The organism is Marinobacter xestospongiae, assembly GCF_023156385.1.
GTDB classification, from domain to species: Bacteria; Pseudomonadota; Gammaproteobacteria; order Pseudomonadales; family Oleiphilaceae; genus Marinobacter; species Marinobacter xestospongiae.
In genome coordinates, this window is record NZ_JAKZAK010000037.1 from 23554 (window position 1) to 37073 (window position 13520).

14 protein-coding genes are annotated in these 13520 nt (G+C 57.8%); 5 read left to right on the forward strand and 9 right to left on the reverse strand.

The genetic code is table 11. From position 1 onward, the window contains the following. Nucleotides 1–96 precede the first annotated feature (96 nt). The 5 genes from MLD24_RS20515 to MLD24_RS20535 all read right to left on the reverse strand — a co-directional run bounded on the left by MLD24_RS20515 (nucleotide 97) and on the right by MLD24_RS20535 (nucleotide 5014). A complete protein-coding gene (locus MLD24_RS20515; RefSeq protein ID WP_248169074.1) occupies nucleotides 97–633 on the reverse strand; it encodes a redoxin domain-containing protein in 537 nt (178 codons plus the stop codon). Nucleotides 634–710: 77 nt separating this feature from the next. Continuing rightward, complete coding sequence (locus MLD24_RS20520; protein ID WP_248169076.1) at nucleotides 711–1523, reverse strand: SDR family oxidoreductase; 813 nt, start codon at nucleotides 1521–1523, stop codon at nucleotides 711–713. A 583-nt stretch (nucleotides 1524–2106) separates the two neighbouring features. Continuing rightward, nucleotides 2107–2883 carry a prolyl hydroxylase family protein gene (locus MLD24_RS20525; protein WP_248169078.1) on the reverse strand — a complete coding sequence of 259 codons (777 nt, stop codon included), beginning with the start codon at nucleotides 2881–2883 and terminating at the stop codon, nucleotides 2107–2109. Nucleotides 2884–2892: 9 nt separating this feature from the next. Then, nucleotides 2893–4224, reverse strand: a complete 1332-nt coding sequence (locus tag MLD24_RS20530; RefSeq protein ID WP_248169080.1) for an aldehyde dehydrogenase family protein — start codon at nucleotides 4222–4224, stop codon at nucleotides 2893–2895. Between the two features lie 7 nt (nucleotides 4225–4231). After that, nucleotides 4232–5014, reverse strand: a complete 783-nt coding sequence (locus MLD24_RS20535) for a CmcJ/NvfI family oxidoreductase (RefSeq protein ID WP_248169082.1) — start codon at nucleotides 5012–5014, stop codon at nucleotides 4232–4234. 97 nt (nucleotides 5015–5111) lie between these two features. Here MLD24_RS20535 and MLD24_RS20540 point away from each other — a divergent pair, with 97 nt between their 5' ends. From MLD24_RS20540 to MLD24_RS20560, 5 genes are all read left to right on the forward strand, one after another. Next, complete coding sequence (locus MLD24_RS20540; RefSeq protein ID WP_344817199.1) at nucleotides 5112–6032, forward strand: LysR family transcriptional regulator; 921 nt, start codon at nucleotides 5112–5114, stop codon at nucleotides 6030–6032. Next, nucleotides 6029–6748, forward strand: a complete 720-nt coding sequence (locus tag MLD24_RS20545; protein WP_248169086.1) for an IclR family transcriptional regulator — start codon at nucleotides 6029–6031, stop codon at nucleotides 6746–6748. Before MLD24_RS20540 ends, MLD24_RS20545 begins: the two co-directional genes overlap by 4 nt. 81 nt (nucleotides 6749–6829) lie before the next feature. After that, nucleotides 6830–7234 (forward strand): GlcG/HbpS family heme-binding protein, encoded by a 405-nt coding sequence (locus MLD24_RS20550; RefSeq protein WP_248169088.1) that lies wholly within the window; start codon nucleotides 6830–6832, stop codon nucleotides 7232–7234. Beyond that, nucleotides 7231–8439, forward strand: a complete 1209-nt coding sequence (locus MLD24_RS20555; RefSeq protein WP_248169101.1) for an MFS transporter — start codon at nucleotides 7231–7233, stop codon at nucleotides 8437–8439. Before MLD24_RS20550 ends, MLD24_RS20555 begins: the two co-directional genes overlap by 4 nt. An 85-nt stretch (nucleotides 8440–8524) precedes the next feature. Further along, nucleotides 8525–8815 (forward strand): putative quinol monooxygenase, encoded by a 291-nt coding sequence (locus MLD24_RS20560; RefSeq protein WP_248169102.1) that lies wholly within the window; start codon nucleotides 8525–8527, stop codon nucleotides 8813–8815. Between the two features lie 96 nt (nucleotides 8816–8911). Here MLD24_RS20560 and MLD24_RS20565 read toward each other — a convergent pair whose 3' ends face one another. Genes MLD24_RS20565 through MLD24_RS20580 form a run of 4 tightly spaced genes read right to left on the reverse strand, consistent with a single transcriptional unit; the run spans nucleotide 8912 to nucleotide 12823 of the window. Beyond that, nucleotides 8912–9433 carry a DUF2165 family protein gene (locus MLD24_RS20565; protein ID WP_248169104.1) on the reverse strand — a complete coding sequence of 174 codons (522 nt, stop codon included), beginning with the start codon at nucleotides 9431–9433 and terminating at the stop codon, nucleotides 8912–8914. Continuing rightward, the gene (locus MLD24_RS20570; protein ID WP_248169106.1) at nucleotides 9430–10611 is read right to left on the reverse strand and encodes an ABC transporter permease; all 1182 of its coding nucleotides are present in this window, start codon (nucleotides 10609–10611) and stop codon (nucleotides 9430–9432) included. The genes MLD24_RS20565 and MLD24_RS20570 overlap by 4 nt, the downstream gene beginning before the upstream one ends. 3 nt (nucleotides 10612–10614) lie before the next feature. Then, the gene (locus MLD24_RS20575; protein WP_248169108.1) at nucleotides 10615–11796 is read right to left on the reverse strand and encodes an ABC transporter permease; all 1182 of its coding nucleotides are present in this window, start codon (nucleotides 11794–11796) and stop codon (nucleotides 10615–10617) included. A 40-nt stretch (nucleotides 11797–11836) separates the two neighbouring features. Further along, the gene (locus MLD24_RS20580; RefSeq protein ID WP_248169116.1) at nucleotides 11837–12823 is read right to left on the reverse strand and encodes an HlyD family secretion protein; all 987 of its coding nucleotides are present in this window, start codon (nucleotides 12821–12823) and stop codon (nucleotides 11837–11839) included. Between the last annotated feature and the right edge of the window lie 697 nt (nucleotides 12824–13520).

Genomic DNA, 13520 nt, shown 5'->3' on the forward strand with positions numbered 1-13520 from the left:
CGCCATGAACACCTTGGCCAAGCTTGCCAATGTGGATGCCTGCGCTAATCGAGCACAGGCATCCACAGGTTTTCCCTGGTCTTCAGCTATGTGACGTTAATCTTGGTAAGAAAAGGTTCCGCGAATCGGGTAGTCATTCTTACGAATCCACTCCAGGCCGGAGACAAGGTTTTCTAGGGCGGGTCGGACAAATGGATTATTCGAAATATCAACCACCTGGAGCGTACCTTTCTCGTTGATGATGTACAGACCGGGTTCCGCAAACGGGTGATCGGTTTCCTGTTCTGAACGGGGGTGCGAGATGTAAAGTCCGAGAGACTTCATTTCTTCCAAGGTTAATCCATAGAAAAGAGGGAAATTTACGTCCAGCCGACTTATATGCTCCTCTAGCTGCTCTTTGCTATCCCCAGATACCGCCACCAGATCTATACCGATCTCGTCCAGGCGCGGCTTGTAACCCGCCAACTCATTCAGGAATCGAGTACACAGAGGGCAGTGTCTCCCACGATAAACGACCAACATCTGCCAGTCTTTTCCATCCAAAGGCTTGCTAAGATCTCGGGTTGCGCCGTCGAGGGTAGGCTTGCTAATCGTGGGGAAGGGCGCCCCGGCTTCAAATTTGAACGTGCTCATGGAGTCTGTCTCCGGTTGTCTTAAAACATTCACGTTACCGTGAGCCTGACTCGTCGCCGGCTCACGGTGCGTTCCAATTACGCTTGGCCTTTCATCGGCTGCGTCCAAAGACCCAGCTGATACTGCTTGACATCTTCTACAAAACCCTCGTGATAGACGTTGCGGAACTTGTGATCGTCTTGCGGGATGAGATTGACCATGAAGTCGATCATCGGCTGCGGATCGAGCTGAAGGTCTTCTCCTGCTATCTGCGCCTGCATTTCGCGCAGCGGAGCTTCGTCGCTGAAATTCACGCCTGGCTCGAACCACTGATCGACGGTGTCGTACATGCGGTCGTTGAAGCCGGTGCGGTAGGGGCCGGGGTTGATGGTCGCAACCTTGACATTGGTGCCTTCCAGCTCATGTCGCATGAGCTGTGCAATTGCCTCCAGAGCGTGTTTTGACGCGACATAGGGCGCAAGATAGGGCAGAATCCAGAAGCCCGCGATCGACGACGTGAAAATGATCTTTCCGCTGCCGCGCTTGACGAAGATGGCTGCAAAGCGCTGCGCCAGCTCTAGCGTGGTGAAGACATTCACCTCGAAGACCTCGCGGATGCGATCGACCGGCACCTCCGCTACCGGACCAGTCTGTCCGGTGGCAGCATTGAGCACCGCGATATCGACCTCTTTGCCATATTTGCGCAGCACCGTATCGTGATCATCGGGCTCGAGATAGTCGAGCTTCTCGACCACGAGATCGACACCTGCAGCATCGGCATCCGCGCGCAATTGGGTGACCTGGGGCCAGTTTTCGACCGTGGCGATCACCTTGTGACCAGCCTGAGCAAGACCGATGGCGGTTCCTTTACCGAGCCCTGTCGCGGCACCGGTTATGAGTATGGTTTTCATCACTTTTTCTCCTTTGATTAAATGGTTTGAATGAAGAAAGCTGTACACGGTGATTTCCGATGTTGGTTGGCTTCTCTCATTCTGTGGTAACTAGGGAGCCTCTGATTAACTCCGGATCACCTCTGGCCTTCAGAGCGGTTCACACTCAAGGCGCGGCTTTGCAGGAAGGCTGGCTGCCTTTCAAAAAGTCGCAACACCGAGTGTGGATCGCTCTGAACGCCCCGAAGGGCGCGTTCTGAGGGCCGCATCTGCGGCGTTGCAGCCCTTGCCAAGGGCTGCGGCCATTACCTGCGGACCGCGCCTTGCAGCTGCAGCCCTCAGATCGCGCAGAGGCGATTCGGAGTTAATCAGAGGCTCCCTAGGCATTAACGGACCTTTTCTTCATTATCGGGACGAAGGGAATATTTGAAACTAGTCACCATTTGGTGACCGCCACGTCCCCGAATTGCACTGGATCTGAAAAGGTTCGATAAAACAGACGCCTACAATTTCCTTGCTTATAACAACTAACCTGAAAGAAAAACTTCATATAAAAAACCGTCAGTGCGCCCTCCGTTTTAGGGTTTACCGGGAACGCCCGCGGCTATCGTTCAAACAACAAGTCGGTACGGATGATGTATTTAGTGCCCGAGGTGATCTCCGCTGAGCTGTGCAAGCAGTGCAGGGGGTGATGGCCGTGGGGAAAGCACAGCACGCCGCCGGCCGGCGTTCGTACATCGATCTCGCGCACGTTGTCGCTTCGCCGTGCCGGTTTGGTAGGGTCGTCTGCATCGACGAGGAATCGGGTGGCACCGCCCTCGAAGTCGTCGCTGAGCAAAATCAGGAACGTCATCTGGCTGAACCGGTCCGGGAAGGCATCCGCAATCAGCCGGTTGTCAGCAACCCTGGAACCGGGCCAGGCACCGTCGATGTGAAACTTGAAGAAATCCCCCTCGCGGTAACGATAGAAACGGAATCGCCGGTTGATGCCCAGAGGCTGCTTGTTGCCGAAGAGGTCCAGGTTGTGGGCCACGGCATCGCGTACCCGCTGCCAGATCAGGCGATCGGTCGCTTCATCCACAACCCAGGTCACGTTGTCGTTGTGGCGAACTTCACGAGGCAGTGAGACCGCCGCGTCTTTCAGGTAGCCCAGGTTTTCGGTCAGTTCGATGAGGCGGTCACACTCCTCACGGCTAAAGACATTGAGCAGCTGATAGGCACCGGGCACTTCCGGAATTTCCCGCCGTGACACCGTGGAGGCCTCACGGCTCTCGTCCAGTTTGGCTGGGTTCGGCACGCTATTGGCCCAAGTTGGTAGCGACGGGTTTTCTGCGCCCGGCTCGCGGGCAACGACGAAAAATGATTCCTGATGCTGTTCCATAGTCACCTCTTATAAGTTCATGACCCTTACTTGAGCGAATTGGCGATGGCCGGCGGCGGAGCCGTGGAAGCCAAAGCCACTCTGTTTCGCGCCTACCCAGGGGCTGCCCCCGGCTCCACCGTTCACTGAAACCATTCCTGCCTCAAGGGCCTCTGCCACGGCTGCGGCGTCACGACCACCGAAGACCACCGCGCCCAGGCCGTAGATGGAGTCGTTGGCACGGGCGATGGCGTCTTCGATGGCATCGAACTCCGCCATGGCAACGACAGGGCCAAAGGTCTCTTCGCGCTCAAGGAGCATGTCGGGGGTCATGCCATCGACAACCGTGGGTTGAATGAATGGTGCTGGGTAGTCGGCCTTGCCGAGCAGAAAACGTGCGCCTTTTGCTTCCGCATCTCTGAGATGTTGAAGCACAAGCTGATGCTGGGTAGCGTTGGCAATCGGGCCTATATTCACGCCCCGTTGATCCCATGGGCCGACCTGGTAAGCCGATGCGGCGGCAACCACCTGGCGCTTGAATTCCTCGGCGACGGAGCGGTCGACGTACACGCGCTCGGTCGACGTGCACATTTGCCCGGCATTCTCGAACGAGCTGGCGACGGCAAATCGCGCAGCAGCTGACAGATTGGCGTCTTTCATGACAATCAGGGGGTCATTGCCACCCAGCTCCATGACCAGACGTTTTACGCCTTCGGCGGCATCCGCCATGATGCTGCGACCGGTGGCCATCGACCCGGTAAAGGCGATCATATTGATGTCAGATTTCACCAGCGCCTGACCGACGTCTCCGTGGCCGTGCGCAATCTGAATCAGATTCTCGGGCAGATGGTCCTGCAGTGCGCGAACGAACAGATCCGCGACCAGCGGCGTGTGTTCCGAGGGTTTCAGAATAACGCTGTTGCCGGCCATCAGTGCAGGGATCAGCAAGTTGTTGGCCATGGCCAATGGGTAGTTCCAGGGTGAAATGACAGCAACAACCCCAAGCGGCCGATACTGGATACGGCTGCGGCCTTCGCCTTGTTCGGTTTGCAGGGCAGAGGCGGCCTCCTCAATGAAATAGGGGGCACTTTGTACGGTACCGGCGACCTCATAGGTCGCGCGTCGTGCGTCCTTGCCCATTTCCAGGCTGATCAGGCGGGAAAGTTGATTCTGGGCAGGCGCCAGCGCCTCGTAGGCAGCCCTCAAGCGGGCTGCACGCTCTTCAAGGGATAACCGGCCCCAGTTCGTCTGCGCGATCCGACTCTGGTCCACAATCTCTGTCAGCTCGGGCCGGGAGGTGATTGGAACCTGTCCGACCGGCTCTTTATTCAACGGATTCAATGACACAAGAAATTTGCTCATGACTTCCTCAACTAAAAGCGATGACTCGCACTTCCAGGCTGTTTCTGTTGCGGGCGCTGGCCGGTGTGTCCGTGGAGTCGGCTGCAGTGTGTGGGGTGCCAAAGATGCCCTCGGGAGATCGTGAATCGAACACTTTCAGCAACAGGGCCTCGCCGGGCTCCATGTCTGACAGGTAGTACCAGCGATGATCCGGGTTGTAGGAGATCCCGGCTATCTCACCGATGCGATCTGGGTAAACCAGTTTGATGCGATGAAAGTCATCCGCAGCCACGGTGTTGATGTCCAGGACGGCCAATGGGGATTCCTCAACACGGTGGCCGACGGGCATCCACAGGTTCACCAACCGGTAAGGGCGGTCGCGGAGTTCTGGTCGTTGCTCGGTTTCTTCGAGCATGCGGTGGAGCGCAGACTTCTCGGTGTAGTCGTTGTGAACAGTCTTCACCGGCGCCCGGTTATGGACGGTTTGGTCCTGCCGATTGGTTGACCGATAGGTGTGATCAAAGATCAGCACTTCGCTGGCCTTGAGCTGATCACGGAGGTACTCGATCACCTGCGGATACAAATGGTCGCGAATGGCGTCGTCATTCTGGTAGTTGTCAAAATCAAAGGCGACCCGAACCGCCTCGAAGCCCTGATCGTCCAGGTGAAAGTCGTTGGTCTGGTTGCGAATGTCTGTGACGTCAATGTGTCGGGGGTCGACCGATTGAGTGAGCTCGGAGGCACCTGGACCCTTGTATCGCTGGTCGTACTCCAGGTCGCCAACGGGCTGGACGTAGTTGATGCTGAACATGGCTCCTCCTTACAGGTAGGGTTGCTGGATTCTTGGTTTGCCAGCTTAGGGAGCAGCCGATAGGATTTGAAACAAGGGTTTGATGTAAGAGATACAAGTGAACGCTTTAAACCGGGTAGACCTTAAACAGTTGCGAACGCTTCATTGCCTGCTTCGCGAACGCAACCTGTCTCGAGTGGCGGATCAGCTCGGGGTGACTCAGCAGGCAGTCAGCGATCAGCTGAAAAAGCTCCGCGCCACCTTCAATGATCGCCTGTTTATCCGCAGCGGCAATGGCGTTACTCCGACGGCGTATGCCCGGACACTGGCGCCGAAGCTGGACCTCATCCTGAATGCCGTTGGCGAGTTGCTGGAGCGGGACGAGTTCAACCCGGTAACAACCACGCGCACCTTTACCATTAGCTCCACCGATCTGGAGCAGAAAACCATTCTGCCGTTTCTGATGCAGCGCCTGAGGCAGGAAGCGCCGGGCCTTAGGCTGGCCGTGAAAAAACTTGAGCTGGATGAGATGGCAAGCGACCTGCTGGATGGTGCCGTGGACCTGGTGTTGACCAATCCCAAGTTTGCGCCGCCGAGTTATCCGTCGTTAACCCTGTATTCTGAGCGCTATGTCTGCGTTGCAGGAAAGGGGAATGAGGCGGTTCGCAGCGCCATGTCCGTTGCCGAGATCGCTGGCATGCCTCAGGTGGTGGTTTCCCCCTCCCGGGGGGATTTTACCGGTGCCGTCCATCGCTGGTTTGAAGATCAGGGGCATCCGCGCCAAGCCATGCTTTCGGTGCCAACCTTCACGGCCGCCAAAGCAACGATTTCTGAGACTGACCTTGTCGGCTTTGTCCCGTCGCGACTCCTGCCCGACGACTCGTTGCAGCCGATTGAGCTGAATGCCGAGATTCCCGGTTTCGACGTGATTGCCGTGTGGCACCAGCGCTCATCGCAGGACCCTCTGAATATCTGGATACGGGATTTGCTGGTTCAGGTTTCGAATCGCATGTGGTCTGAAAAAATACGGAAACCATGATCGACGAAAACAAGCGTATCCAATCGGTGGAACGAGCGTTGTTGTTACTCGAGGCTCTGGCGGCCGAAGGCGGAGAGGCCCGGCTGACTGATCTTGCCGAAAGGGTGGGGCTCAACAAGAGTACCCTGCATGGACTGCTGAATACCCTCGCTGCGATGGGATACGTTACCCGGCGTGGCACACGCTACGGGCTAGGGTTGAGGATCCGTGAAATCGCCCAGCCCCTGGCTGATCAGGATTTTGAACTCAAGGAACGGTTCGCGCCGGCTCTTGAGGGGCTTGCCAAACGGTGTGGCGAAACCTGTTATCTCGCCGTGCCTTGCGGTTCCCGGGAATATCTGTATGTGGATGCCATCGAAGGCGCCGGCAGTCTGCGGTTCGGCAGCCCCAGGGGCCGTAGAGAAGGGCTTACGACTTCAGCCATCGGCAAGGTGTTCCTGGCTTTTAATCCTGATTTGCTTCGCAGCCTGCGACGCGCGGACAAGGTCGGCGCAGCACTCGAAACGGAACTTAAAGAGATCGTCGAAGTAGGCTACGCACTGGATCTCGAGCAGGCCGAACCCGGTCTGAATTGCCTGGCGATCCCGCTGCGGCGTCACGGCCGTGTAGAAGCTGCACTCGGGGTTGCCGGCTCCTCAAAAATTCTTGATGAACCGACGCTGAACCGATTAGCGAGACAGGTGTTCAAGGAAATGTTCGACATTATCAAACTATAGGCGGCAAACAGGCCAACCCCCTTATCCCGCGTTCAGGTTGTCGGAATAATGAGCAGCTCACAAACATCACGGAGCTGCACTATGTTCGACTCAATCACCGATACTCACGTTCAAGCTGTTATCAACCGGGCCTGCGAGCGCGCGGCCGAGCAGGGCTTTGCCATCAGCGTGGCGGTTACCGACACTTCAGGCCTCCTGAAAGGGTTCGTTCGTATGGAAAACGCCGTCCCCGGCACCATCGACGTGGCCACCAAGAAAGCCAGAACCGCCGCGCTTTTCCGTGCCGACAGCAATGCACTCGGTGCGGAAGCCCACCCAGGCGGCTCCATCTACACCATCGAGAATACCAACGGCGGGCTGATCAGTTTTGGTGGCGGCCTGGTGTTGCACGATGAGAACGAAAAGATCGTTGGTGCGGTTGGTGTTGCTGGCGCCACGGTGGAGGACGATCAAACCATTGCACTTTATGCAGCGGGGCGGATATGAGCAAAAGTGAACGAATGCATCCCGGTGTCTGGGCGCTGGCGGTAACCGCCTTCGCAATTGGCGTTGCCGAATTTATCGTTGTTGGTGTGTTGCCGGCAATTGCAGACGATTTGGGCGTGACGGTCGCGACAGCCGGAAGCCTGGTGGGCCTTTATGCGCTGGCACTTGCCGTCGGTACCCCCATTCTGGTTATCGCCGCTGGGCGGATACCCAGAAAGGCGCTTCTGTTCGCGTTGGTGTCGGTGTTTTTGGCCGGCAACCTGATCTCAGCTTTCGCCAGCTCTTATGAGATTTTGCTGGCAGGTCGGATTCTCACTGCGGTCGCTCATGGCAGCTTCTTTGCCATTGGTGCAACGGTGGCTGCGCGCTTGTCGCCCCCGGGGCAGGCCAGCCGTGCAATAGCGGCCATGTTTGCCGGGCTCACGCTTGCCATGGTGATTGGCGTACCGATGGGGAGCCTGATTGGCAATGAACTCGGATGGCGCTTGCCCTTTTTCGGCGTGGTGGCGCTTGCCGCTGTCGGACTACTGGCTATCGCGCTGTGGGTACCCAAACAGCCGCGCGAGGCTGATGTGTCTGCTGCGCAGCAACTCAAGGCCTTAAAAACGCTGCCAGTGCTAGTGATGATGTCGATCACGATTTTGGGCTTTGGAGCCAGCTTTGCCGCGTTTACGTTCATAACACCGATTCTGACGGACGAAACCGGGTTTTCATCCGGAACCGCCAGTCTTCTGCTGATTGTCTTTGGTGTTGCGACCCTGGTGGGCAATCTCATGGGAGGGCGCTGGGCTGCGCACTATGGCTGGGCCCGAACACTCCGGATCATGCTGGCTGGCGTGGCGGTTGTCATGGTTGCAATGGCGCTTGGTATGTCCAATCAGTATGTCATGGTGCCGCTGCTGTTCGCTTGGGGTGTCCTGGCTTTCGGCATGTCGCCGGGATTCCAGACCGGCATGCTCGAAACCGCCGAGCGCTGGTCGCCAAAAGCGGTGGCTTTTACCTCGGCTTTGAATATTTCGGCATTCAACCTGGGTATTACCCTGGGTGAACATTCCGGTAGCGCTTTGGTTGAGCAAGGTTTGATTGTTCTCACGCCCTGGGCGGGGCTTGCACTGGCCGCCCTGGCACAGTTGCCCTTGTTCTGGTTGGCGGCTCGGCATCGCCGTTCGGGGACAGTAAATAATCCGGCAATGGCATCAGCCTGAGTTTTAACCGGGCAGGGCCGCAGTGGTCCTTGCCCGGTATAAGCCATACCTATTTCATTCGAATGCGTTAAATCAGGAATGACAAATGTCAAAACTTACTATTATTGCAAATGTTTATGCCAACCCGGACAAGATTGAGCTAGTGAAGGATGAATTAGAAAAGCTTATTTCTGTCACGCGTACCGAAAAAGGTTGTCTTCAATACGACCTTCATCAGGACAATGAACGTCCTGAACACTTTTTGGTTTACGAAATTTGGGAGTCAAGAGAGCTATGGCAGGCGCATATGAATGCTCCACACTTGTCTGCCTATATCGATGCCACAGAAGGTGCGATTGCAGAATTCACGATCAGAGAAATGAGCCCTATTGGCTGACCAGCAACAGAGGGCCGACGGGCGGTGGCTCGCCGGCCTTGGAGGCTCGTGATCTCAATATCAGGCAAGATGAACGGAGGCTTGAATTTATCGACGTTACTCTAAATCCGTCTCCGGAAGAGCGAGGTAAATGAGAACCCCCAACATGGTCATGAAAATCCGGAAGGCACTGGGTACCCCGTTCCACGACTCAGACATCCACATGCCGAACCACTCCCCTCCCATCGACATGAAGCCAACTTGCCACGTGAGAAACCCCAACGTCAGTCCGGCGATCGCCACCCCCTTGCTTTTATTGAATTCGATTGCTGGCGCGTTTCTGTTCGCCAGAAGCTTGAAACCGCCGACCCAGCAGAGAAGCGCCGTCAAAGCCTCGAGAAGAATAATGAACAGATAACCGGCGTGGTGCATCCACGGGGTGTCTATTGCCCGATACTTGATGCTGGCTTCCGGAAAAATCGTGTCCATCGAAAACACGTGCTGCACGAAGGCGAAATTCGAGTCATAGTCCGTGACGTTTCCGAACGCCACGAGCGTTGCGAAGAACGCGATGGCCATAACCAGGAAGGATTTTGAAAGCCGTAGTATTACATTGGGGGTTCCGTCGCTGTCTTTCATGGTAAATCTCCTTTTGAGGTGGGGTGGGGGATACCATCAATGTGCTTCGCTGCTCTGCCGGCGCTCAGCCGCATCGCAAGTGCCGCCAGCGATGCGTAGCCCGCGGCGAGGATCCACAGGACCCGGACCGGTCCGGCGACATCCGACAGGTCCGCGCCCATCTGGTTGATGCGCACGGCGGCGTCGATGCCGGAGGTTGACGGGATGAGGTGGCGTGCCCATTGCAGGAGCTCGGGCATCGCCTCGCTCGGCCATGCGATGCCAGCCATGAAGAACAGCGGCAATCCGAGCAGACTGCAGACAAGCTGAACGACCAGGGCGTCCCGCAGAATCGCGGCGAAAAGCAAACCGAGCGCCGACGCGGCCAGGCTGAAAGGGATCGCGATTGCGAGGCTCGACCAGACATCGCCGATGCGCGGAACGTTATAGGCGTAGGGGATGATGATCGTCGCGACGAGGTAGAGGAACACGCCGGGGATCATATAGGCAATCAACTTGCCGGCGGTGGCCACGATCGGTGGGGCATCGACCCTCGGGCGTTCCGAAGGCAAGGTGTTCAGCAGGCCGACCCCCATCAGAAGAAGCTGTTGGACGATCAACAGGAAGACGGCGGGAACCACGTAACTGGCATAGCCGCCCTCGGGGTTGAACAGCGGAATCATGTTGATGCGCATCGGCGAAGCCACCGCGAGCGCCTCGTCCGGGTTCATCCCGCCGGCGATCAGGCGCCCGACCACCACGTTCGTCCCGAGCCGTTGAATGGCAGCACCGACCGCCGATCGCAGCTTTGAGAAGATGAGGAAATAGCTGGCGTCTCCGTAAAAGGCGACCTCCGCCTGCCGTCCGCTCAGCATCTCCCGTTCGAAATGCTGCGGAATGAAGAGATAGCCGGAGATCCTGCGCTCGAAGACAGCGCGTTCCGCCGACGCCACATCGGGCAACTTCATGACGACATGGGCGTTCTGCGACACGTCCACATCCCGAGTGAGCTGCCGCGAGGAGGTCGTGTCGTCCCGGTCCACCACCGCGACCGCGACTTCCCGCAAGACCTCGGCGCTGTAGGGTTGCGGATAGTAGAGCCCAAGAACTGCGATCGCGACGAAGAAGATTGCGAAGATGCGGCGGTTCGTGACGACCTTGTCCATCTCGTCGCGCACGACGGAAAGAAGGGTTGTCATGGACTATTCCTCCCGCGCCGCTGCTTGACCTTGCGGTTGCGCACCCGAAGCGGCCGCTTTCCGTCTGATCCGGACGAGTATGAGATAAAAGATCAGCCCCGTGACCGCGAAATAGAAAAGCTGGTGATGCAGGGTCGCCATCGACACGTCCACCGGCGCCCCCCTCACAGTCTGGTCAACCCGCAACGAAACGTAATGAGTCGCCGGAAAGATGTTGCCCCACCAGATCGAGAACGCGTTCATCGCCTCGCGCGGGAACGAGACGCCGAGATAGCCGAACGAGGGCGAGACAGTCAGTGCCACGACCGACAGCGCCGGCGGGGGCGACCGGACAAAAAGAGCGGCGACGGCTCCCAGGAGTTGACAGGAGAGAAGAAAGACCAGCGCCGAAAGGACCAGAAGCCAACCCGTGCCATCGAGTGGCAGCCCGAAATACCCGAACATGAGGGTATCGCACACAGCGTGAACCAGGCATGCGACGATCGTCAGCGGCAGGAGCTTGCCCAGCACCGCCGGCACAATGCCGCCGCCCAGACGCCGCAGGATTCTAAGGTTGTGGGGCGTTTCGGCGTCCAGCGCAACGCTGTAGCAGGTCGCGAGCGTGGTTGTCAGCTGCAGCACCACGACGACAAGCGCGGCGAGGATGAAGTGGCTGTAGTCGAGAGCAGGGTTGAACAGGCCGTGTGTCTGCATCGCAACCGGCTGAACGGCAATGGCCGCCTGATCTGCCGTCATCCCGCTTGCCATGCGTGACGCGGCCTGAACCTGCAGCGCAATTGAGGGCAAAGCCGACGAAACACCGCGCGCCGACAGGTTGCCGGCAACCATCATCTGCGTGTTGTAAAAAAACGTGATCTCGGGTCGGCGGCCGGCTATGGCATCGCGCGTGAAGTTCTCTGGCACAAGTAGCAGCCCCTGGTAACTGCCGGAAAGTATCCCGCGTCGTCCGTCCTCGAGATCGGCTACCCTGGTCGTGATTCGGATGTCCGGCGCGGCATCGATTAGACGGACTATCCGGCGGGAGCCGGGGCTGTCGTCCTGATCGAGCACGGCGATGGGAAGTTCCGTCGCGATTCCGCGGGCATAGATGCTCGCCAGTACGAGGAATATCGTGACCGGGATGATGCTTGAGAGCAGGACCAGGAATGGGCGGCGGATAAGCCACCGGACCTCTCGTCGGAACACGAGCCAGAATCCGGGGCAGACGGATTTCCCCCTCATTGTCCTAGCGTTCCGTCGCCGGGACGCTCACGACCGCACTCATCCCGGGCCGTAATCCTTCTACCGGCTCGACGGGCTTGCCGCGAATTTCGAAGGTGCGCAGGTCGAAATCGCCTGTCGCGCGCGTGGCGCGCCACGCCGCAAACTGTCCGAGCACGTTCATCAAGGTGACACGCACCTCGACTTCCCTGTCGGCCAGGGCCGGCACTCGCACCGTGCGGACGTCGCCGATCTCTATGCCTTCGAGAAAATCTTCGCGCACGTTGAACGTGAACCATAGATCGTTCATATCGACGAGCGAGATCAGGGGTGCACCCGGGCTGAAGTTCTCGCCGATCTCGGCGATGCGCGTGGTCACGAGGCCGCTGACGGGTGCCACGACCGTAAGCTCGCTGATCTGCGCCTGCACGGACTGGAGGGCAGCCTCGGCCTCTTTGATCCTCGCCTGGGCCAGTTGCCGATCCGCCTCGCTCGCCCCCTCTTTCGTCAGCTGCAGCGTTGCCTGCGCAGCGTCCCGCTGCTTCAAGGCAGAGTCGCGATTGCGAACTGCAACATCCTGCTCGGCTTGGAAGAAGGCGGGGGATCCACGCAGCCTCTGCAAGCGCTCAAGTTCGAGCTCTCGCAGTTCCAGCTCGGCCTCCGTGGCGTCGAGTTCCGCCTGTCTCGCCGCTACCTCCTCTTCGCGCACGGTGATGATGCGCTCATAATCGGCCTTGGCGACTTCGACGCTTGCTTTACGCGTCTGCAGTGAGGTCTGGAGCTCGGGCGCCTCCAGCATCACCAACAAATCACCCTTCTCGACGGTGTCGCCGACATCTGCACCCAATTCCACGACGCGACCGGAAACCCGCGCAGAGACATCGTAGCGATCCGCGGACACCTCGCCCTGGAGAATGAGCGGCGCCGGGCGCGTTGCAAGCCATAGCACTACGCCGGCAATCGCCAGGACACCGATAAAAGCAGTGAGTTTTGTTGTTGCCGAATTTGCCATTGCTCCGCCTTCGCAATTTCTGCTGTGTTCATCTTTCAGGAAAGTCGATCGTATACGCGGCTCTGAGCCGTCCCGAACTCAAAAACCGGCTACGTGGAGTGGTCCCCAATAGGTCCTCATTGCCCATCGGGGCGGCGCAATGATTACCTTTTCAACGTGGCTCAGGCGACTGGCAGCGAGTGCGGCTGCCAGCAGAGTAGGTGTTAGTATCCGGATAAATTGCGGGGTGGAAATTAGTCACTATTTAGTAACCACTCGACCCCAGAATGGTGCGGACTTGAAAAGATGCTAAAAAACAGATGCCTACAATTTCCCTGTTTATAGCAACTAAGCTAAAAGAGAAACTTCATATAAAAGCCGCCAGAGCGTCCTCCGTTGAAGTGGCAACGGCGTACCCCACAGCGTACGCCCATAGATTGGGGCCCAAGCTGGACTTTATCCTGAATGCTGCCGGCGAGTTGCTAGGGCAGGGCGAGTTCAGCCCGGCAACAACTACGCGGACTTTTTAACAATTAGCTCCAACCGTGACCTCTCGTGATCGAAACACCGTGACTCTGATAAATCTTAGTCTTGCCGTCGAAAGGTCAGCTTTTGGATACTGCAACCAGCTGATGATACAAGGCTCTTCACTTATCCGTGTGGGTTAGGAGCCATAGGCAGTCCGCCATAGTGAAACAGTATCGCCCGCTTGAACCTT